General features: G+C 63.2%; 14 protein-coding genes and 2 pseudogenes. 12 read left to right on the forward strand and 4 right to left on the reverse strand.

What is annotated here, in order from left to right:
* The 9 genes and pseudogenes from AC1DR1_RS21205 to AC1DR1_RS21245 form a co-directional block, all read left to right on the forward strand.
* A pseudogene (locus tag AC1DR1_RS21205) lies at positions 1 to 360 on the forward strand (hypothetical protein); the annotation flags it as partial.
* Between the two features lie 20 nt (positions 361 to 380).
* Positions 381 to 1,322 carry an ABC transporter substrate-binding protein gene (locus AC1DR1_RS21210; protein ID WP_229995361.1) on the forward strand — a complete coding sequence of 314 codons (942 nt, stop codon included), beginning with the start codon at positions 381 to 383 and terminating at the stop codon, positions 1,320 to 1,322.
* On the forward strand, positions 1,319 to 2,311 hold the full coding sequence (locus AC1DR1_RS21215) for an amino acid ABC transporter permease (RefSeq protein WP_476993262.1): 993 nt from the start codon (positions 1,319 to 1,321) through the stop codon (positions 2,309 to 2,311). Before AC1DR1_RS21210 ends, AC1DR1_RS21215 begins: the two co-directional genes overlap by 4 nt.
* Positions 2,308 to 3,117: an amino acid ABC transporter ATP-binding protein gene (locus tag AC1DR1_RS21220; protein ID WP_229995359.1), complete on the forward strand. Its 810-nt coding sequence runs from the start codon at positions 2,308 to 2,310 to the stop codon at positions 3,115 to 3,117. The genes AC1DR1_RS21215 and AC1DR1_RS21220 overlap by 4 nt, the downstream gene beginning before the upstream one ends.
* Before the next feature lie 64 nt (positions 3,118 to 3,181).
* Positions 3,182 to 4,294 carry a mandelate racemase/muconate lactonizing enzyme family protein gene (locus AC1DR1_RS21225; protein WP_229995358.1) on the forward strand — a complete coding sequence of 371 codons (1,113 nt, stop codon included), beginning with the start codon at positions 3,182 to 3,184 and terminating at the stop codon, positions 4,292 to 4,294.
* Positions 4,276 to 5,454, forward strand: a complete 1,179-nt coding sequence (locus AC1DR1_RS21230; RefSeq protein ID WP_229995357.1) for an amidohydrolase — start codon at positions 4,276 to 4,278, stop codon at positions 5,452 to 5,454. The genes AC1DR1_RS21225 and AC1DR1_RS21230 overlap by 19 nt, the downstream gene beginning before the upstream one ends.
* 1,288 nt (positions 5,455 to 6,742) lie before the next feature.
* The gene (locus tag AC1DR1_RS21235; protein ID WP_229996134.1) at positions 6,743 to 9,163 is read left to right on the forward strand and encodes a DEAD/DEAH box helicase; all 2,421 of its coding nucleotides are present in this window, start codon (positions 6,743 to 6,745) and stop codon (positions 9,161 to 9,163) included.
* A gap of 138 nt (positions 9,164 to 9,301) precedes the next feature.
* Positions 9,302 to 9,742: a hypothetical protein gene (locus AC1DR1_RS21240; RefSeq protein WP_229996133.1), complete on the forward strand. Its 441-nt coding sequence runs from the start codon at positions 9,302 to 9,304 to the stop codon at positions 9,740 to 9,742.
* Between the two features lie 173 nt (positions 9,743 to 9,915).
* Entirely contained in the window at positions 9,916 to 10,182 is a 267-nt protein-coding gene (locus AC1DR1_RS21245; RefSeq protein ID WP_229996132.1) for a hypothetical protein, read from the forward strand.
* Between the two features lie 143 nt (positions 10,183 to 10,325).
* On the opposite strand, the gene AC1DR1_RS21250 is transcribed toward AC1DR1_RS21245, so the two are convergent.
* Entirely contained in the window at positions 10,326 to 11,594 is a 1,269-nt protein-coding gene (locus tag AC1DR1_RS21250) for an integrase core domain-containing protein (RefSeq protein WP_476993263.1), read from the reverse strand.
* A 450-nt stretch (positions 11,595 to 12,044) separates the two neighbouring features.
* Positions 12,045 to 12,284 (reverse strand): annotated as a pseudogene (locus AC1DR1_RS21255) (recombinase family protein); the annotation flags it as partial.
* A 543-nt stretch (positions 12,285 to 12,827) separates the two neighbouring features.
* On the opposite strand from AC1DR1_RS21255, the gene AC1DR1_RS21260 reads away from it, so the two are divergent.
* The 3 genes from AC1DR1_RS21260 to AC1DR1_RS21270 all read left to right on the forward strand — a co-directional run bounded on the left by AC1DR1_RS21260 (position 12,828) and on the right by AC1DR1_RS21270 (position 15,142).
* On the forward strand, positions 12,828 to 13,181 hold the full coding sequence (locus AC1DR1_RS21260) for a VOC family protein (RefSeq protein WP_229996169.1): 354 nt from the start codon (positions 12,828 to 12,830) through the stop codon (positions 13,179 to 13,181).
* Between the two features lie 364 nt (positions 13,182 to 13,545).
* A complete protein-coding gene (locus AC1DR1_RS21265) occupies positions 13,546 to 13,803 on the forward strand; it encodes a hypothetical protein (protein ID WP_229996170.1) in 258 nt (85 codons plus the stop codon).
* A 370-nt stretch (positions 13,804 to 14,173) separates the two neighbouring features.
* Positions 14,174 to 15,142 (forward strand): DUF4386 domain-containing protein, encoded by a 969-nt coding sequence (locus AC1DR1_RS21270; protein ID WP_229996171.1) that lies wholly within the window; start codon positions 14,174 to 14,176, stop codon positions 15,140 to 15,142.
* 806 nt (positions 15,143 to 15,948) lie between these two features.
* On the opposite strand, the gene AC1DR1_RS21275 is transcribed toward AC1DR1_RS21270, so the two are convergent.
* Together AC1DR1_RS21275 and AC1DR1_RS21280 are read right to left on the reverse strand one after the other, a co-directional pair.
* The gene (locus tag AC1DR1_RS21275) at positions 15,949 to 17,427 is read right to left on the reverse strand and encodes an FAD-binding oxidoreductase (RefSeq protein WP_364746193.1); all 1,479 of its coding nucleotides are present in this window, start codon (positions 17,425 to 17,427) and stop codon (positions 15,949 to 15,951) included.
* Between the two features lie 107 nt (positions 17,428 to 17,534).
* Entirely contained in the window at positions 17,535 to 19,262 is a 1,728-nt protein-coding gene (locus AC1DR1_RS21280; protein WP_364746196.1) for a helix-turn-helix transcriptional regulator, read from the reverse strand.
* Positions 19,263 to 19,673 lie beyond the last annotated feature (411 nt).

Below are 19,673 nucleotides of genomic sequence, written 5' to 3' on the forward strand. Positions count from 1 at the left end.
GACGAGATCAACGCCAATGACGAGAGCGACCGGCTGGTCGCAGTCTGGCCGCTGTCGTCGGCGCGAAGCATCGACGCCAGCCACGGCCTAATTCAGGATTTGGAACCGAGCGCTGCCGCCGTGGGAAACGTGCTGGAGTACGGGCCGGATCAACAGCCGGTTCTCCTTGAAGCGGAAGGCACGATCTGGTGCCGGGCACCCCGGGACATTGTCGCGATGAGGGCCGCGGCCCCAGAACAGGCCAGCCAGTGGCGGAGCATGCTCCGCGGGATCCTGGAACCCGCCCTTGCCTCCGGCTATATGGCCTCCGGCGTGACACGCAGCGGCTGGTACCGGCTGACCACAACCGACCAGGCATAACCCACCCCAAAGGAGCACCAATGCGTACCAATTATCGTGCAGTCAAAGCCCGAACAGTCTTCGCCGCTGCCGGGCTGGCCCTCGCCTCAGGACTAACGGCGTGCGGGGCAGGATCAACTTCGGCCGCGGAGGTGAAGACTATCTCCGCAGCCGATGTCGACCCCGCCGCCGCAGCCGCCCTTCCCGAACGTTACAAGGCCGCCGGAGTAATTAAAGTGGCCTCGGACATCCCGTATCCACCCATGGAGATGTTCGATGAAAATCAGCAACTTACCGGTCTGGACTTCGACCTGGCCCAGGCCCTGGGTGCGAAGCTCGGGGTGAAGCTTGAGCTGCAGACCCAGGCGTTCGACAGCATCATCCCCTCACTGCAGTCGGGCAAGAACGACATCATCATGTCGGGGATGAACGACACCCCCGAGCGGCAGGAATCCCTGGATTTCGTTGACTACTTCCACGCGGGATTCTCCATTCTTGTCCCCGAGGGCAATCCGAAGAACATCACCACAGCCCTTGACCTATGCGACAAGGACGTCGCAGTGCAGAAGGCAACCGTTCAGGCCGAAATTCTGCGCAGCTACGACCAGCAGTGCAAAGACAAGGGATCCAGCCCGATCCGCGTTTCGGAACTCCCGCTGGAGACGGACGTGCAGACTGCGGTCCGTTCAGGGAAAGCCTCCGCCGACGTCGTGGACTCGGCAGTGGCGGCGTATGCCGCCAAGACAGCCGGTGACGGCAAGATCTTTGACCTCGTAAAAGACCCGGCTAACCCGGCCGGATACAATCCCGTCCATACCGGAATCGGTGTGCTGAAAAAGGATGCGGAACTTTCCAAAGCCCTGCTGACAGCCCTCCAGGCGCTCATCGCCGACGGCACGTATGGCAGCATCCTGGCCAAGTACGACCTCTCCGACTACAGCGTCAAGGAAGCCGGACTGAACCTGGGGGGAACCAAACCATGAAACAGGGCACCACAATAGCGCCGCGGCGGGAAGGACCGGCACAGGCAGGCCCGCACTCCACCGACGGCTCCGGTTCAGATGACGTCGTGGCCGTTCCACTTCGACACCCCTGGCGCTGGGTAGGAGCAGCATTGCTGGGCATCAGCTTCGCAGCTCTGGCATCTTCCCTGTGGGCCAACCCCAACATCGACCACCGGACGATCAGTAGCTACCTTTTTCACCCGCGGATCCTCGGCGGCGTAGGCCTCACACTTATGCTGACCRTAGTCTCCATGGTGGTATCCACCATCTTGGGTGTCCTGCTGGCAGTCATGCGGCTTTCCAAGAATCCCGTGATGAATGCTTTCGCCTGGTTCTACGTCTGGGTCTTCCGGGGTACACCGCTGCTGATCCAGGTCGTTTTTTGGGGCTATCTGGGGCTGCTCTATGCGCAGATCTCTCTCGGCGTTCCCTTTACCGACTTCACCGTATTTTCCGTGGACACCAACACGCTGGTGCCTGCGTTCACCGCCGGTCTCCTGGCCATGACCCTGAACCAGGCCGCATACTCGGCCGAGATCATCCGGGGCGGCATGCTCTCCGTGGACACCGGACAGCATGAAGCCGCTTCGTCCCTGGGTATGTCCCCGGCCTTCACCCTCTTCAGGGTGGTGCTCCCGCAAGCGATGCGGGTCATCATTCCGCCGATGGGCAACGAGACGATCTCGATGCTGAAAAACACGTCGCTGCTCTCCGTCATCGCGGTGCTGGAGCTTTACACGGTGGCCACCCAGATCTCCTCCCAGAACCTGCGGCAGGTGGAGCTGCTAGTAGTGGTCAGCTGCTGGTACCTCTTCCTCACCTCGGTGCTATCCGTTCCCCAGTACTACCTGGAACGCCACTACGGCAGGGGCAACGCCCGCCAGCAAAGCCCCACCCCCCTCGGCAGGATCCGGGCCGCCCTGCGCAAAACCCCGATCCACGCCGTATCGAAAGGACCCCAGCCATGACCGAGGCACTGGCCTTCCCCCGGCATCAGGAACACCCCGCGCCCGCCCGGCCGCTCCTGGTCGCCACCAACGTCCGTAAGCACTACGGCGGAGTCGAAGTGCTGAAAGGCATTTCTCTCTCTGTCAATGCCGGCGAAGTCATGTGCCTCCTCGGCCCGTCCGGCTCCGGCAAGTCCACCTTCCTGCGCTGCATCAACCACCTGGAACGGATCGACGGCGGCAGGATCTCCGTGGGAGGCGAACTGGTCGGCTACGCGCAGCGCCAGGACCGGATCTTCGAAATGAACCCCCGCGAAGTGGCAAAGCAACGCAGCGGCATCGGAATGGTGTTCCAGCGCTTCAACCTCTTCCCCCACATGACCGCCCTGGAAAACATCTGGGCAGCCCCCGTAGGGGTCAAGAAAGTACCGAAGCAACATGCCATCAAGCGGGGAATGGAGCTACTGGACCGTGTCGGCCTCGCGCACCTGGCAAAGGCCTATCCCGCGCAACTCTCCGGCGGGCAACAGCAGCGGGTTGCCATCGCCCGGGCCCTGGCGATGGATCCGCAGCTCCTCCTGTTCGATGAGCCCACCAGCGCCCTTGATCCGGAACTGGTCGGCGACGTCCTGGACGTGATGCGCACCCTGGCCGCTGACGGGATGACCATGATCGTCGTCACCCACGAGATCGGCTTCGCCCGCGGCGCCGCGGACAGCGTGGTCTTCATGGACGGCGGCGTTGTGGTGGAATCCGGCGCCCCCGCCGACGTGCTGGACAACCCGCAAAACCCGCGGACTATCGCCTTCCTCGAAAGCGTCATGTAAGCATCCGGTCCCTAAAAACCCGGCGCACCAGCGGCGTCCACATCCCACGAACAGTGAGCCCTCAATGAAAATTTCCCGCGCCACCATCACCCTCATCGATGTTCCCTTGCTGGAACCCTTTGTGGTCTCCTATGCCACCTATGACTCAATGCCGAGCATCATCCTGGCCCTCGAAACCGACGACGGAACGATCGGCTACGGCGAAAGTGTCCCGGACGGACACATCACCGGAGAGACACCCGGGGGAGTGGTCGAGGCACTCAAGACCGAACTCATCCCAGCGATCCTGGGACTGGACCCACGCGACATCACGGCAGTCCACCAGCAACTAAACCGCGCACTCAAGGGCTGCGGTGCCGCGAAAGCGGCTGTCGACATCGCCTGCTGGGACTTGGCCGGAAAAGCTGCCGGCCGGCCGATCTACGCGCTGTTGGGCGGACGCCGGCCCGAACAACCCACCATCGCGAAGGTCCTGAGTATCCTTCCACCAGGGGTCCTCGCTGAGCAGGCAGCCCAGGCCCGAAGCCAAGGCTACCGCCACCTGAAGATGAAACTGGGCGGCGACGACGGCCTGGACATTGAACGGGTGCGCGCTGTCCGGTCAGCGATCAACGACGACCTGGCCATCCGCGTGGACGCCAACCAGGGCTGGTCCGATCCAGTCACAGCACGGGCAATGATCCGCGCCCTGGAGCCCTACCGGATTGACTGGGTGGAACAGCCGATCCTGGCCGATGATATCGATGGCTTCAAGCTCCTCCGCCAGGACACCAGCACTTGTCTCATGGCCGACGAGTCCGTAGTCCACGCCGGCGACCTGGCCCGATTCGTCCAAGACCGATCAGTGGACATGGTGAACCTCAAACTCATGAAAAGCGGCGGCATCACCCCCTGTCACCGCCTGGCCACCCAGGCTGAACTCGGCGGCCTGAAAGTCCAGATCGGCTCCATGCTGGAAACCAGCGTCGCCTCCGCCGCCGGATTCCATCTCGCCCTCAGCCACCCCAACATCGTCTCCACCGAGCTCTCCGGCCCCATGAAATTCACCAAGGAACCCGGGAACCTCCAGTACGTCCTGCCCGAAGTGCACATCACAGAGGGACCGGGCCTGGGCATCGACGTCGACCGGGACGTTCTGGCGGAACTGACCGTGAGCGAATGCGAAATCAGCCGGTGACCCGCGAAGAGACGCGCCGTCGTCGTCTTCAGGAAATATGGACGCACTTGCACAACCACCCCGAACCCAGCATGAAGGAGTACGGCACCTCGGAGTACCTGGCCGAACTGCTGGGAACTGCAGGATTGACCATCGGCAAGTTCGGGACCATTCCCGGCTTCACCGCCGATGTTGGACAAGGCACGCCGCGCATCGGCCTCAGGGCAGACATGGACGCCCTGGTGCAGGAAGTAGCGGGAAAAACCGCAGTCGTCCACTCCTGCGGGCACGACGCGAACATGGCAGTTGTCGCTACCGTGATGCTCGAACTGGCAGAACAGGCAGAACAGCTGAAATGCGCAGTGCGCGCCATCTTCCAACCAGCCGAGGAACTCGGCAACGGGGCAGACCTCGTGGCAGCCCTCGGCGTGACGGACGGCCTGGAGTACCTGTTCGGTGTTCACCTGCGCCCGCAAAGTGAACTTCCGTCCCCCTTCCTGGCCCCGTCCATCTCGCATGGTGCATGCCTCTTTGCGTACGGCACGATCACAGGAGATGACCACCACGGGGCAAGACCGCACCTCGGGGCTAACGCCGTAGAGGTGGCACTCGAAATTTCGGCAGGGCTCAAGCGTCTCAAAGTCGATCCGCAGGTCCCCAGCTCCGCCAAGATGACCCTGCTGCAGGCTGGTGGAGGGAACCTCAACGTCATCCCGGGCAGCGGCACCTTCGGTGTGGACCTCCGAGCCCAAACAAATGAGGCTATGTCGACGCTCCACACGGGCCTCGTCGGGGTGTGCCGGTCAGTGGCCGCCTTAACCGGCTCGGAAATCAACCTCGACTTCCGGGACGCCGTGCCCGCGGCCATCATCGGAATCAAAGCTGAAGATGCCCTCGCATCTGCCATCACCGCGACATTAGGCAGCGATCACCTGCAGTCCGGAATTGTGACCTCAGGATCGGATGACTTCCACTTCTACACTCAAAGGAACCCCGCGCTCCAGGCTGCCATGCTTGCCGTCGGCGCAAACGTCCGACCCGGGCTGCACCACCCCTCCATGACCTTCGAAGCAGCAGCGTTGGAACGCGCCGTCGGCGTCCTCATAGAAGCCTGCAGCCGCGCCGCGGCACCATCAGCTGTCGCCCGTTCCATAACTTGTCCAAGAACCTCCGCTGCCTGAGTCAGCTGCCCGTCGTTGAGCCGGAATTGCGGCGGGGGTATCACCGCCAATGAGAAACAGCTTCGAGCCAGCGTTGAGAGATCAATAATGGGTCGGGGACCCAATAAATGTAACGGGGTCGTCATGTCGGTTTTTGCCGGTTCCGCCATGAGATGACGGAAAGGAGGTAGATGGCCGTGATTACGATTCTTGAAGCAGACGAAGACGATGATTGGGCGCGGGCTGTCGCCGCTGACCCGTGGTCTTGGAGCGGGAAAGGCAGGGAGCCGAGCGACGGCTGGGGTGTCCTCTCCTGCTCCGGTGCTACTGCCGTGAGGCAGAAAAAGGGGGTGTGGACAGTGTCCACACCCTGGGCTTCGTACCGGTGCCGGATCGGGCCGGATTGCGGAAGTTTACGGGGGAGTGGCGGGTTTCCAAGGGCTGGAACCCGGTTCGAGTTCCACCTCGGGCACAACATTCCTCCTCGTCAGAGGGGGTTTTTGCTCTAACGTGTGGACATTGACCCTGCCCGGGTCCCTCTGACGCTTGGTGCGGGCTGTTGCCTGGCCGCCGCGGTGGCCTGTTCGGTTGCGTGGTGGCGGGGTCAGGGCCCCTGGCCGGTAGGCCGTCCCCTTGCTGGGGTGTGGGGTCAAATGGTGTCTCCTTTCTGACCACCTCTGGTTGGCGTGGTTGGTCTTGTACCTATTCACGCCGTGAGATTGTGGTGATGACATGACCTGCGCCAAATATTTTCCAGATGCTTGGCCTCGATTCGCTGATTCTTAGGGCTTGGGGGGAGAGGCTGGCGCATGTTTGTCCGGCCAAAGGGGGTGTGTAACATGTCCACACCCGTGTCCAGATGATGCCGTGGCTCATCGGTGACTCCCTCCGTGCCTACTTTTGCTGACACGAGTTCATGCAGCCACGTCCGCGACATAACATGACTGGCTTTAGTCCTGGCGCTTCATGGCTGAGACGGCTATCTGTGGGCGCGGGCAGGACCCGGGTCGTGGAGCCGCGGATTGCGTCGGGCCCGTCCGCAGCATGAAGGGTGTGCGGCACGTGGGTCCTTTCTCCGTGGCCGTGCCGGTCTGGGTGATCAGTCATACCTGTCCATCACTGCATGCCCGGTTTTCGACATGATTGCATGAGTGGGTTCTTACCCGGCGGTCTGATCGATTCCAGGCATTAGTTCGTCCACCCAGGTGCCTGGTCCCGCTCGAGCCGTTCGCCGCCGGAGACGCCTACGGCCGCACGCATTTCACAGTAAGTTTCGGACTTCTGGGTTCCTCCGCCCACAATGGAAATTGTGAGTGAAGACATCCCTGCAGGTGCTGGGCAAACTGCATTGCCGGGCCTCTCTGATGCGGCAGACAACGCCCTGAGGCGTGACCTCGAGGAGCTGCGTCGCGACAATGACAGGCTGCGGAAACTGTTGGAACTCACCGAGTCCGAGTCAAGAGCTCCGCATCGGGACCAGCCGGTCATTCCCGCCGTTATGCACCGTGGCCCGGTGAGTATGGATTCGTCTCCGGTGGAAAAAGTCCGCTTCTTCCAGGACTTGTTCCGGGCACGCAGCGATGTCTACGCGCTCCGGTGGGAAAACCCGCGAGATGGCCGTTCCGGTTGGGTTCCCGCGGTCGCCGGTGGCTGGCGTAAGGGTGCGAACATGGCCGGTGCCAGCTATCTGGCCCTCACTCCGGGGGTCGTTGCTGATCATCTGCGCGGGCTGCAGCACATTGGCCTGTATCCCCTGACTGAACAGGACACCTGTTGGTGGGTAGCGGCGGATTTTGATGGCGGCGCAGCAATGCTGGATGCTTTGGCGTACGTCAAGGCTGCACGCTTCCGCGGTATTCCGGCGGCGCTGGAAGTGTCCCAATCTGGGCGCGGCGCCCATGCCTGGATCTTTTTCAGCACGGCCATCCCGGCGTCAACCGCACGCCAGCTGGGCACTGGTCTGATCCACGAGGCCATGGGATTGCGCGGCAGCATGAGCCTGGCCAGTTACGACAGGCTTTTTCCATCCCAGGACATCCACTCGGGCAAAGGCCTGGGCAACCTGATTGCTGCACCGCTGAACGGAAGACGCCGCCAGCACGGCACCACATTGTTCCTGGATACTACGACCCTGGAACCGTATGAGGACCAATGGGCGTACCTGTCCAGCCTGGACCGGCTCTCGGACCGGGAAGTCACCACACACATCCGAAGGCTGCCTGCCGTTAAGCTGGGTCACGAGGTTCGCCGGCTCGAACTGCCCCGATCGTCCAAGATCGTTCCTCGCCCTGCGCTCATCGTCCGCACAGTCTTCGCCTCACGCCTGACCATCAAAGCCGCGGACCTGGGGCCAGCCATGATTTCGGCAGTCAAGCATGCCGCATCGATGCCGAACCCAGAGTTTTACGAACGTCAACGCCAGCGCCGGTCGACCTGGAACATTCCGCGCTTTCTACGCAACTACGACGAAACCCTTGATGGCGACCTTATATTGCCTCGCGGGTTGCTGTCCCTATTGCATCAACTGGTCGAATCGAGTGGCAGCACACTGCGAATTGATGATCAACGCGCGGTCGGCACTGCTCACAGTTTCGAGTTCACGGCCCGTCTCCGCGGGGAGCAACTAGGCGCAATGGATGCCGCTACTGCCACGGAGCAAGGCATTTTGGTGGCTCCGCCAGGTACCGGCAAAACGGTCATCGCCTGTGCGGCCATTGCGCGTCGTGGCGTATCCACACTGGTCCTGGTTGACCGCAAGGCCCTGGCTGACCAATGGCGTAGCCGCATACACGAGTTCATGGACGAAAAGTGCGGCCAAATAGGTGGCGGGCGTGCAAGGACAACGGGACTCATCGACGTCGCGCTTTTGCCAACGCTTGCGCGGCGCAACAACGTTGCCGAGCTGACCGCCGGGTACGGTTTTGTCATCGTGGATGAGTGCCACCATGTCCCCGCCGCGGCGTTCAGCCACGTCATGAACGAGATCCCTGCGCGGTACTGGTTGGGGCTGACGGCTACACCGTACCGGCGGGACAAACTGGACTCGCTGATCTACCACCAGCTCGGCAAGATCACGCACACCATTTCGCCCCCTGCTCCGCAGCAGCTGCCACGCCACTCGCAGGAGATTGCCGAGCCGACGCTGGCTTTGAAGTTGCATCGGACGTCCTACGCTTACAATGGCGGCGCTGACCCCAGCGGGCCTGGCGGGATGTCCGCCATTTACAAGGACTTGATCGCCAACGAGGATCGCCTGCAGCAAATCTACGACGACGTCATGGCGGCTTACGAACACAACTCGCGAATCCTCTTACTGACGACCTGGAAAGCCCATCTTGATTCCTTCAGGTCCCGGTTCGAGGCATCTGGTCTGAAGCCGGTGGCCTTCACCGGCGCAATGAACGCAAAGGAACGGCATGCCGCCGTCGACCATCTTTCCAACTCCGATGACGCACAGCCGCTGCTGGTACTGGGAACCGGCTCGTATATTGGCGAGGGCTTTGATTGTCCGAAGCTGGATACCTTGTTCCTTGCGGCACCCATTTCCTTCAAGGGCAGGCTGGTCCAATACGCTGGCCGAGTTATCCGACCATACCCAGGAAAAACGATCGCGACCGTTCACGACTACCATGACGAGTCCACTCCGGTGCTGGCAGCTTCACTGAACAAGCGGGCGCCGGGGTACGTCTCGCTCGGGTTCACTGATCCGCGGAAACTATCAAGCACGTGAGGCCGTCATCCCCGCAGGAACAGTCTTCGGTGACCTTGCGACGGCACAAGCCGCCAAATGGTCCTCCTCGACGACTATGGGTCGGAAGAGAAGGACTGCGTACTTGACGTACCTGGTGTACGTACGGATGATTGATGTATGAGCACCCCCACACACGACACGGTCGGTGGACATGTCTACGGGTTTACCCAAGCGCGGGATTCGTTGAAGATGATCCTGGATTTCAGCGAGCGGGGAGGACTGTCCACAATACGGCGGCCCGACCGGGCCACGGCCGCCGTCGTCAATGGCGAGAGCCTGCGCCGATATCTGGAATTGACGGTCGTCGCCAATGTCCAGGTCGTGAGTGAAGACGGAGCATGGGCTGTCTTCATGCCAGGGCAGCCTTTTGCCGCTGAGGCCACGGAGCTGAGTGAAGCCCTGGCGGACTTTGTCGATGCTTTGCGAGACTACGCGGAGGATTGGGAGGACCATTTGCACGCGGCGCCCAATCACCGCGAGAACTGGGCCTTGGTTCAGCTCATTGACCTGTCCACCGATGAGCAATTGACCGCCTGGCTCACCGGCTCGGTGGCATGAGCGTCCGACGCGTAGGCGGACGGGACGACCATGAGAAGTTCTGTCTAACCGAGCGCTGGGAGTTGGTGACGAATGCCCGCGGGAAACCAGTGCGTCATCACGCGACCTACCGGTTGATTCTGCAAGATGGTCGGATCCTGCGGACCCGGATATCCCGCCCGGTGGATCGAACAATGTATTCGAATTCGATCTGGAACCATATTCTCCAAGACCAGCTTGAGGTCAGTGAGGATGAGTTTTGGGCATGTGTCGATGACGGAGTACTGCCTGGCCGCGGAATGGCAGCCCCTCGCACTTCGGCTATTCCCCTAGCGCTGGTCTGGCAACTCACCCACACTGTTGGAATAGATGAACGAGATGTTGCCGGGATGACGAAAGAGCAGGCCATTCAGGCGATCAATGATTACTGGATGTCGCAAGGGGACGGACAGGACGACTGAGACGGTTGCCCGGTTGGTCGGACGGGGCGCATTTGCCATAGCGGGACATTCGTGTCCGTGAAGAAAGTGGTGTGCACAATGTGCACACTTTGGCCGTCGGACTGGGTCGTGTGATGTCTCGGGACATGGGTGACGGTTCTGGATCAGGACATCGGTGACATTTCGTGTATCAGGACATCGGTGACGGTTGGGGGTTGTTTCGCCGTGAATCCGGGGGGCTTGCCGTTTCCGACTGTTTTGGTCCCGGCCTGTGGACGGGGGTAGGACGTGATGTGGGTGCCCTGGTCATCGAAGAACTGGATTGTCTCGGGGTCCCAGAGCGCGTGGATGCACTGCCGGGCGTAGGGTTTGCCGATCATGTAGACCACGCTGTTGATCGTGACTCTGCCGTTGGGGTAGGCGATGCGGGTGGCCTGGCCGCTGCCGTGGGTGCTGTCCTGGGTGAGGGTCGGGACGGGTTTCGGGTGGGGTGGCTCGGCAGCCGGTGTGGCGGCCCATGCTTGTTGCGGGGTGATCCGTCCGGGCAGGCCCTGGTGGGGGCGTTCGGTGTTGTAGAGCTGATCGAACGCGYCGACCTGTTCCTGAAGCTGTTCAAGGCTCCCGGCGAGGGGTTGTTTGTCCAAGAAACGGAACAGGGTCCGGTGGAAGCGTTCGTTCTTGCCCTGTGTGGTTGGTTTGTAGGGTTTCCCGGTGATCGCCTCGATCCCCAGGGAGGTAACGTGCGTGAGGAGCTGGCCTTGGCGGCCTCGCCGTGAAGGGTTCAACGCGGCCCCATTGTCCGTGAGCAGTTTCTGGGGCACCCCGTGCGCGGTGATGCCCTTCTTCACCACCGCGATCGCGGCCTCGGATGTTTCCCCGGCGGCGACGTGGGAGGCGACCGCGAAGCGGGAGTGGTCATCGATGAGCTGGAAGATCACGCATTTACGGCCGCCGGTGAGGACGTACTCGGTCGCGTCCAGCTGCCACAGACAGTTCGGGGCCGGGTAAACGAACCGGCGGTACGCGGCCCGGGGCTTCTTCCGCGGCTCCAGCCTCGCGACACCGGTTTCACGGAAGATTCTGGCCAGCGACGCAACCGAGGGCACCGGTTCCAGGCCCATGGATTTCATTTTCTCGAACACGCTGATCGGTCCGTGGTCCAGGCCCGAGCGCTCCAAAGCAGCCCGCACCCGCAGTGCCTGCTCCTTGGCCTCCTCACCGATCTTGGACGGGCTCGTGCGCGGCCGGCGGGACCGCGGTTCCAACGCTGCAGCCGGGCCCTCGGCCCGGGCCCGGCCCAGCAACACGTAAAACGTCTTACGGGAGATGCCATGCTCGGCACAGAACGATGTCACAGCACCACGCGGCGGATCATCCGGCCACTGCGAGATCGCTAAACGGACACGAGGATCAACAGGCTCAACTCCACTCATCCACCAATCAGATCGGCAGAAGTGTCACCACCAAGAACCTCGGAACTGTCACCATTGACCTGACAAAGAACTGTCACCTATGTCCTGCGACATAACACGTCGGACTGGGTCGTACCTAGGTCGGTTCGGGTCGGATTCCGCATGTTTCCGGGGGAGTCCAGTGTTTGCGTGGGAGGGAATGCGGTTCGAGTCCCACCTCGGGCACGTGTTTTCACTGTTCAGGGGCTTGTGGTCCTCTGAATGTGTACAAATCTCCTTTATGGGCCCCGGGGCCCATTTTTGTTGGTGGCCGTTGCGGTCTGGCGGCTCCTTCTTTTGACGTGGACAGCGGTGTTGCTGGGTTCACCTTCATGGCTGGGAGCGCTTGGAAACTGCATGACTTGCTGTGACTTGGGATCAAATTCTCATGATCGTCCCTGTCGGCGGCCGGAACTCCTGTCCTCGATGATGTTCTCGAGCATCGGGTAGGGGCCGGGCGAACCTATCGAGTTTGGTGACGATCAGGGTGCCGCCGGCCCGGACGGCCGCCAGGGCTTCGTTCAGTCCCGGCCGTTCCCGTTCTCCGGTCACGCCGTGGTCACCATTGATTAGGCCCTCGAGGACGCCCAGACTCGTAAGTGCCTTGCGCTGCGTTGTTAGGTCTTGTTGGTTGGTGGAGACCCGGGCGTAGCCGGAGATCTGCGCGGGCAGGTGCAACTATCGCGATTGTCCAAGTAGAGCGGGACAGTATTGCGGGCGGGATGTACGAGAATCAAGGGTCCCAGCAACTGTGTCGGATTTTCTCGCAGAGCCAGTGCGGGCCGAGGATGTCGCGATGGGGGACCGGCATGCGGGAAACGGTGAGCCCGAACGCCCCGCCTGGGACCTGCACCACCCGGAACTGGCACCGCAGCAGGTCCCGGCAAAGAGCCCGGCGGGAGCTCATGGGCTGCGCGAAGGAGGTGTCGTGGCCATGGAGTTGTTCGTTGTCAGTTCGGCTTCCCAGTCGTTGAAAGCTCCGTTGATTGCGGGGTGCCGTGCCCTAGAAACTTGGACGGCGTGAACCCGTATGGGAAGTCCCCACTCTTGCCAGGTCAAAGGAGAACCGCGCCCCTCAATGGGGAGCGCGGGAGGCGTTCGGCGTGCTCAGAAGGACAATTTTGGGGGTGTGTTCGTTGTCCACACTTTCGGCTTCGGACGTGGTCGTTTGTGGGTCGGACACCGGCGGACGCGTTGCTCAGGTATGCTCCGAAAATGATTGGAAGCGTTGACGAGGTAGTGGTGGATTGCCAAGATCCAGCCACACTCGCTGAGTTCTGGGCCACTGTCCTTGGCGGAACTCCCGTGCATCGAAGCAATGAATGGTCGTTCATCGATCCGCCGGGATGGACGCGATTAGCCTTCCAGCGCGTGCCCGAGACGAAGCAGGTGAAGAACCGCCTCCATATAGATGTGCACGTGGATGACGTGCCTGGCGCTGCCGCTGCGGCGGTAGCCCTTGGCGCTGTAATGGTTGGCGCAATCCATGCCGATTCAGTGGGCACATTCCAGGTCTTGCAGGATCCGGAAGGCAACGAGTGGTGTGTCGTTCGCTCAGCCGCCGATTGAGACACAGGTGGTGGCGATTGGCGCGGCCTGCGGAATCGGCGGGGTTACCTCGGTTGAGCATTCACGCTGCCCGCACTGCATAGGTCAGGCTGTCCATTTAGAGCGCCTATTCGAGCCGCGCGCCCTTCCTCCGCCACCTCTGAGGTGGCTGTTGAATTCGGCGCCGGAGTCATCGTGGCCGCCACTGCATTCAAGCTTCCACGCTCGAGGATCAGCCTCTGTACGTGCCGGTAAGTCCGTTCCCTCCATGCGACCATTCAGCTCCGAGCGCCGTGTCATTCTCCGATCGCGGGGCGTAGGCTGAGCACGATCCACTACCCGGACCTGGCGCTTCGGCCGTGGCCACCACAGGAAGGCAGCATCGATGGAGATGATCGTCAAGGACAACTGGCACAGGCTCAGGCCCGAAACGCGGCAATGGCTGGTCGACAACCCGGGATGCCTGATCCTCCCGCGCACGATGGTGGCCACCATCTGTGAGGCGACCGGCGGAAGCGCCGACTGTGACCAGCACGGCGAGATTACGCTCTCACAGGAAGACCGCGATTTTATCCGGTCCCGGGCAGGCCAGATCACGGCAACCGGACCGGACGAGCGTTTCTTCGACGCAACACAGCCCTGAAAGGCAGGCCTTCCAGAGTGCCCCGGGGAACACCGCCGACTTGCCGATTTTCGGGACGGCGGCAGCGGGGGGTGCGCGAGGGCGGAGCCAATTGGCCGAGGTGTGCCGTGTCCTTGTCAGCGTCCCGGCGCAGAGCTACCGTGATGCCGGCGGAGGCAGGATGATGGGGCCTGCGTTGAATGCGGCTTCCTCTATGTCCACCCGGCCAATGTGTGTGGATGTACGCCTCGGCGTCAACCGAACAACTCGGTGACGTGCCCCTGGAGGTGTATCCGCGCACCAGGGTCCGGCGCCGCGGCGGCGGCTTCCAGATGGAAATACTGGACTGACTTATGCCCGGCCGGAAACTGGATGTTGAACATTGACCGTCGTGACATTCACGTACTCGGACAGGAACCTTCGCTGGGTGACGGGCGGATTGTTCGTTGTGTGCGCCCTCGCGTTCGCCGCGGCAGCCACCACACGTTCGGTAACGTTTGACTGGCCGGACATCCTGCGGGAGCCGGCCAGCGTGGTGCTGGCGGCATTCGCAGCCGACGGTCCCAGGTTGGTCTGGATCTGGTTTGCGACGGCCTGGGCGTACGGGCTCCTTGCCGTACCGGTTCTGCTACTGCCCGCGGCGCTCGGCCTCCGCCAGGATCCGGTCCTGCGGGTCGCCACGTACGCAGGTGCCGCCTCGGTGCTGCTGTCTCTCATAGGATTCCTGCGTTGGGTGTTCGTCGTTCCGCCCCTGGCCGGCTCCTATGTCAGCGGCGACGCCACGACACGGGCGGCCGTGGACGCCGCCTGGACCGCCCAACATCAGTTCGGCGGAGCGCTGCCGGGGGAGCATCTGGGTCAGTTGCTTGTCATCGCGTGGTCGGTCACACTCTGCGTGATCATCCTGCGCAGCGGGGTCCTTCCGCGCTGGCTCGGTGCCGTCGGACTCGCCGTCAGCATGATCTACCTGCTGAATCAGGGCGACATCATTGCCACCGCACTCCCGGGCTTCCCCGTCTGGGACCTTGCGGGCCTCCTCGGCAGCACCGGCTGGGGGTTGTGGGTGGCTGCACTCGGCGTCAGCATCGTGGTCTCGCCGGCCCGCCGTGGAACAGCGCCCCGGCGAGACGGCCGGGGTAGCAGCAGCGTGAGCACGGGACTGCACGTCATCTTCGGTACCGAAGCCATCGGGCTCGCCACGTACGACGCCCTCCGGAGCCGCGGCCGGACCGTCCGGCTCGTGAACCGGTCAGGACGAGCACGCGGTCCCAACGACGTGGAAGTTGCCGCCGGGGACGCCAGCGATACCGCATTCGCCGCCGAAGCAGCCCGCGGGGCGCCGTCGTTTATCAGACCCTGAACCCGCCATACCCTGAGTGGAACACACAGTTCTAAGCCCTGCAGTCCGGGGTACTGGCCGCCGCCGAAGGCACCGGCGCCCGTCTGGTCAGCATGGAGAACGTGTACATGTACGGCCGCCCCGATGGACGTCCGCTGACCGAAGAGGGAACACCCCTCGATCAGGCCATCGCCGAAACACTCGTGGATTGCGGCGCTGACGAATTCCCGCTCGTCCGATAGCCCTCCAGAAGGGGAACGCGCCGTTCCGGGGATAGGGCTGTCTCCCTGTCCGATTCGGGGCCGCTGACGACGGCTCAGGGGCGGCTCAGGTCAACTTGGTCCGACCCGTTAGGCGCAGGTGTTCCGGGAGGGATCGGGCGAGCCTGTCGAGTTTGGTGATGACAGGCGTGGCGCCATCACTGACCGCGGCGAGGCTTCGCGCAGGCCCGGGCGGGGCACGCGCCAACTTGTGAGCCCGGTATCTGAATGGGATTTTTCGCGGTGGGGGGAACGGGCAGGATATGTTGTGGTGGCGGACCGGCTTACGGGGCGGCGGTGGACCTCCGACTGGTGCGGGGGCCGTACGCCCTGACGCGACTGCATGAAGAAGCGGCGTGGTGAGTGCGATTGTTGGACGAAGTCCTCCCGACAACGTCCGCATCGACCTTTGGGCGATGCCGGAGTCGTGGCCTGGTTGTATGCCAAATCGCGGCTTTCGACCCATGGCGGCCCCGCGGGCGTAGCGGGGCTCGCCCTAGCCGGCAGCAGGCAGTTGATTTCCACCGCGGGCCACACTGCCGCCGCGCATGACCAGCGCCCCGCCCGTCATCCGCTTTCCGGAACGGCTGTGGGTACGACGTTGCGGTTCACCCGGAACTGGTTTCCCGGGTCATATCTGCGTTTGATGTCCACGAGCCGCGCGTAGTTTGCGCCGTAGCTCGCGCGGACACGCTCCTGGCTGTCGTCTGCGGTCTGGAAGTTGATGTAAGTGCGGCCGGTCGCGAAGGGGCGCTGCCGCTGCCAGGCGTCGCGGATCCACTGGCGGTACGCGTCCGCCCGGGGCTCGTTCGGCTCCCACATGCCGTTGACGCCGAGCACATACTGCGCGTTCCGGTTCCCGACCGCGCCGTCGTCCTCGGCGCGTTCGTTGAGCGCTCCGCCGAGGTGGAGGAACCCCAGCTCCGCGCCCGGGACCGGACACTCGGCGAACTGGTCCACGACGGTCGCGAGGAGCCCGTCGCTGAGAGCGGCGACGAACTCGGTCTTCCAGTAATAGTGCAGGCCCTTGGGCTCACCGTCGTCGAGGTAGGACTGGATCTGGGTATACGGCTGCTCGCAAAGCAGGTCCACGATGGGTTTGCCGAGCGCGCGGATCGGCGCGAGCACCTCGTCGACGCGGTCAAGCTCACCGGTGTAGCAGACGGTCATGGCACAGATCTTCCTGCCCTGCCACTCCAGCGGGATGAACGGCTCCGGTGGCGCCTGCATGAGGAGCAGCCACACGGCAAGCTCCCGGGGCGCGTCGCCCGTCATTGTCCGGTAGGCGCGGAGGATCTCATCTGTCCGCTCGGAGGGCCAGGCGATGAAGCCCCCGAACACGATTGGGCCGACGGCATGCAGCCGGAACGTGAAGCGGGTGACGACTCCGAGGTTGGCCCCGGCTCCGCGCACCCCCCAAAACAGGTCGGCGTTTTCGGCACGGTTGGCGGTGCGGATCTGACCGTCAGCTGTAACGATTTCGACCTCTTCCAAATTGTCGACCGTCCAGCCGAATCGGCGGGTCAGATAGCCGAGGCCGCCACCGAGGGCCAGTCCTGCGACGCCAACCTCGGAGATGAAGCCAAGCACGGTCGCCAACCCGTATTCCTGTGTGGCCCGGTCCACGTCCTGCAGCAGACATCCCGGACCGACCCGTGCGAGCCGGGCTTCCGGATCGACGCTGACGGCGTTCATTCCGGACATGTCGAGCATCAATCCACCTTCGGCCACGGCTGTTCCGGCGATATTGTGGCCGCCGCCCTTGATGCTGAGCAGCAGGCGGTTGTCCCGGGCAAAGGAGACGGCAGCCGCGACGTCCTGTGCAGACGCGGCCTGGACCACCAGCGCGGGGGCCTTGGCCACATCGGCGTTCCACAGCATGACCGCTGCCGCCCAGCCGTCAACGCCGGGCCGCAGGAGCGGCCGTCCAATGCCGGAGGCCAGTCCCTCCAGTTGGTCGTCCTTCAGGTGAACCGCGCCGCCGTCGAGTCCGGCGATCACGGTTCGCCCGCCGTTGGACTCCCTTTCCACCAGGTGCCTTGACATTGTTTCGCTCCATTCAGGCTTGTGTCGCTGCTGCTTGTGCACACGAGATTAGGCAGCGGTGGCCACGCGGCGCATCGGTAGAATTGCCCAATTCCGCACCCGGTAATTCAGGCCACGGGCTTACCGCCCTGAATGAGTCCATGCTCGTAGGCGAAGGCAGTAGCTTGAGAGCGTGATGATAGGTCTAGCTTGGTGAAAATGTTGCTGACGTGGCGTGCCACTGTCCGCTCGCTCAGGAACAAGTCGGCAGCAATCGCCCGGTTCGTTTGCCCGCTCGCGACCAGGCGCAGCACCTCCCTCTCGCGGACCGTCAGCGGGATTTCGCTCCCGTGGCCAACTCCTGGCTGCAACGTGTCTATCCTGGCCACATCCGGCAGGGCGCCCAGCTCTTGAAACACCCACCGGGCGGCGTCGAACTCCATTTCCGCCGAGTGTTCGTCTCCGAGGCCGCTGCATGCCAGTCCCATCAGGACCCGGACACGGGCCGCTTCATATGGTGCGTCGAGTTCCTGCCAGTCCGTCCAGGCGCGGCGCAACGCCGCCATTGCAGACTGCGAATGCCCCTCTGCGACGAGTACGGCTCCAGAGGCCTGCGCCGCCTGCGCGCCTAGCCACGACCCGCCGAATCCCTCCGCGATTCCCTGGAGTTCGTCGGTCGCCGCCCGGGCGGCCGGCACATCACCTGCCGCGAGCATAATATCGACACAAGGGCCGAGCAGCTTGGCGCGGTCCACACTGTTCCCTGCTTCGCTAAGCGACCGGCGAATGGCCGCGGCAGCCGCCTCGATTTGCCCTTGGACAAGCCGAAGCAGCGCGAGTCCTGGCTGCGGGTCCCGCACCCATCGGCTGGCATGCAAGTAGGCCGCCTCGGCCTTTGCATATTCGCCGCACAGGCGATGCAGTTCGCCCAGTTGGTAGTACGCTGCGCCGAGTGCGGGCTGGTCCGGCGGGTCGGCCAGCCGCCTGCAGGCGGCCTGTACGGCAATCACGGCATCCGTCCAGGCACCATGGAGTTGCAGGATCTGGGCCCGGTGCACTTGGCACTGCCCTCTGTACGGGACCAAATCCGGTTGGGCCGCGCACCAGCGGCTGAGAGCCGCCGTCCAGTCCTGCGCCCGAGGCAGGTCGAACACGTCAAAACACGCCTCGATCACGGCGCAATATACGATTCCGGCAGCGACTGGGGACACTTCCCCGGCAGTGACAGGGACGATAATTTCGTCCAGCAACTCTACGGCCCGGGTCGTTTCACGCGCACCTACCAGGGACTGCGCGAGCCCGAGCCGGGCCAGCGCCATCAGATCGGGGTCACGGAAGCGGTCGCCTGAGTCAGCGGCAAGGCTGAACGTGGCGCGCGCAGTTGGTACGTTGCCCTCCGCCAGGCTTTCGAGTCCGGCCAACACTAGGACGTATCCCTGCTCGGCACAGTCATGTCCGACGTCGTCGAGCAATCGGCGGGCGCGCGCGAGCCAGGCCCCGGCCCGGGCGTTCTCGCCGCCCAGCACGAGGTGTATTGCGAGCCAAACCCCGCACCGGGCTGCGCCGGAGCGATCCGCACGACGCAATCGCTCTCGGTGCGCGCGTGCCAGGACCTGTTCGCCGACGTCGTCCCTGCCTATCAAGTAGGCTGACGTGGCGAGCAATTCGAGATCATCGGGTTCCAACCGCACGCCACGGTCTGCGGCTGACAGCTCGGCAAACGCATTCGCCCATGCCTGTCTCCCGAAAGCAGTCCGCCCTATTTCGAGCGTGCTGGCGGCCATAGTCAAACCCTTCACCGCTGGGATCGTGTCTACGGTGCTGACAATGGTCATGGCTTCGGTCTTGACGTACACCGTGGAGTCCTATGACATTGAGGATCCTCTTCGGAAAATTCCGTGGCAACAGCAACGCCAGCGCGCCGTGGGGCCAGTGAGGCGTCGGGAGCCACTCGCAGGTTTCCAGCCCCTGGCCGTTATGCCGGACGGTCAGGGGTGTACCGGCCAGGGTGAACCGGACGTCCACTGCAACGTCGGGGGCTGTTCATTCGTTGCTCATGGTGCGCGCTCTCCCAAGTTCCTGTTCATCTGATGAGGACGCCGTCACCCGATCGGCCCAGGCACCAATCGAGCGCCGTGAAACGATCCAGTTGACGTACCTTCGCGGGTCGGCATGCCAGATTGCGCCGCTTGCGACCAGCGGTGATCATTTCTTCTCTCGCGGCCGCTGTCCCGACGGCATCCTAGCGGCGGAGCGGATGTTCGAAG

The organism is Arthrobacter sp. P4_F10 (assembly GCF_056401435.1).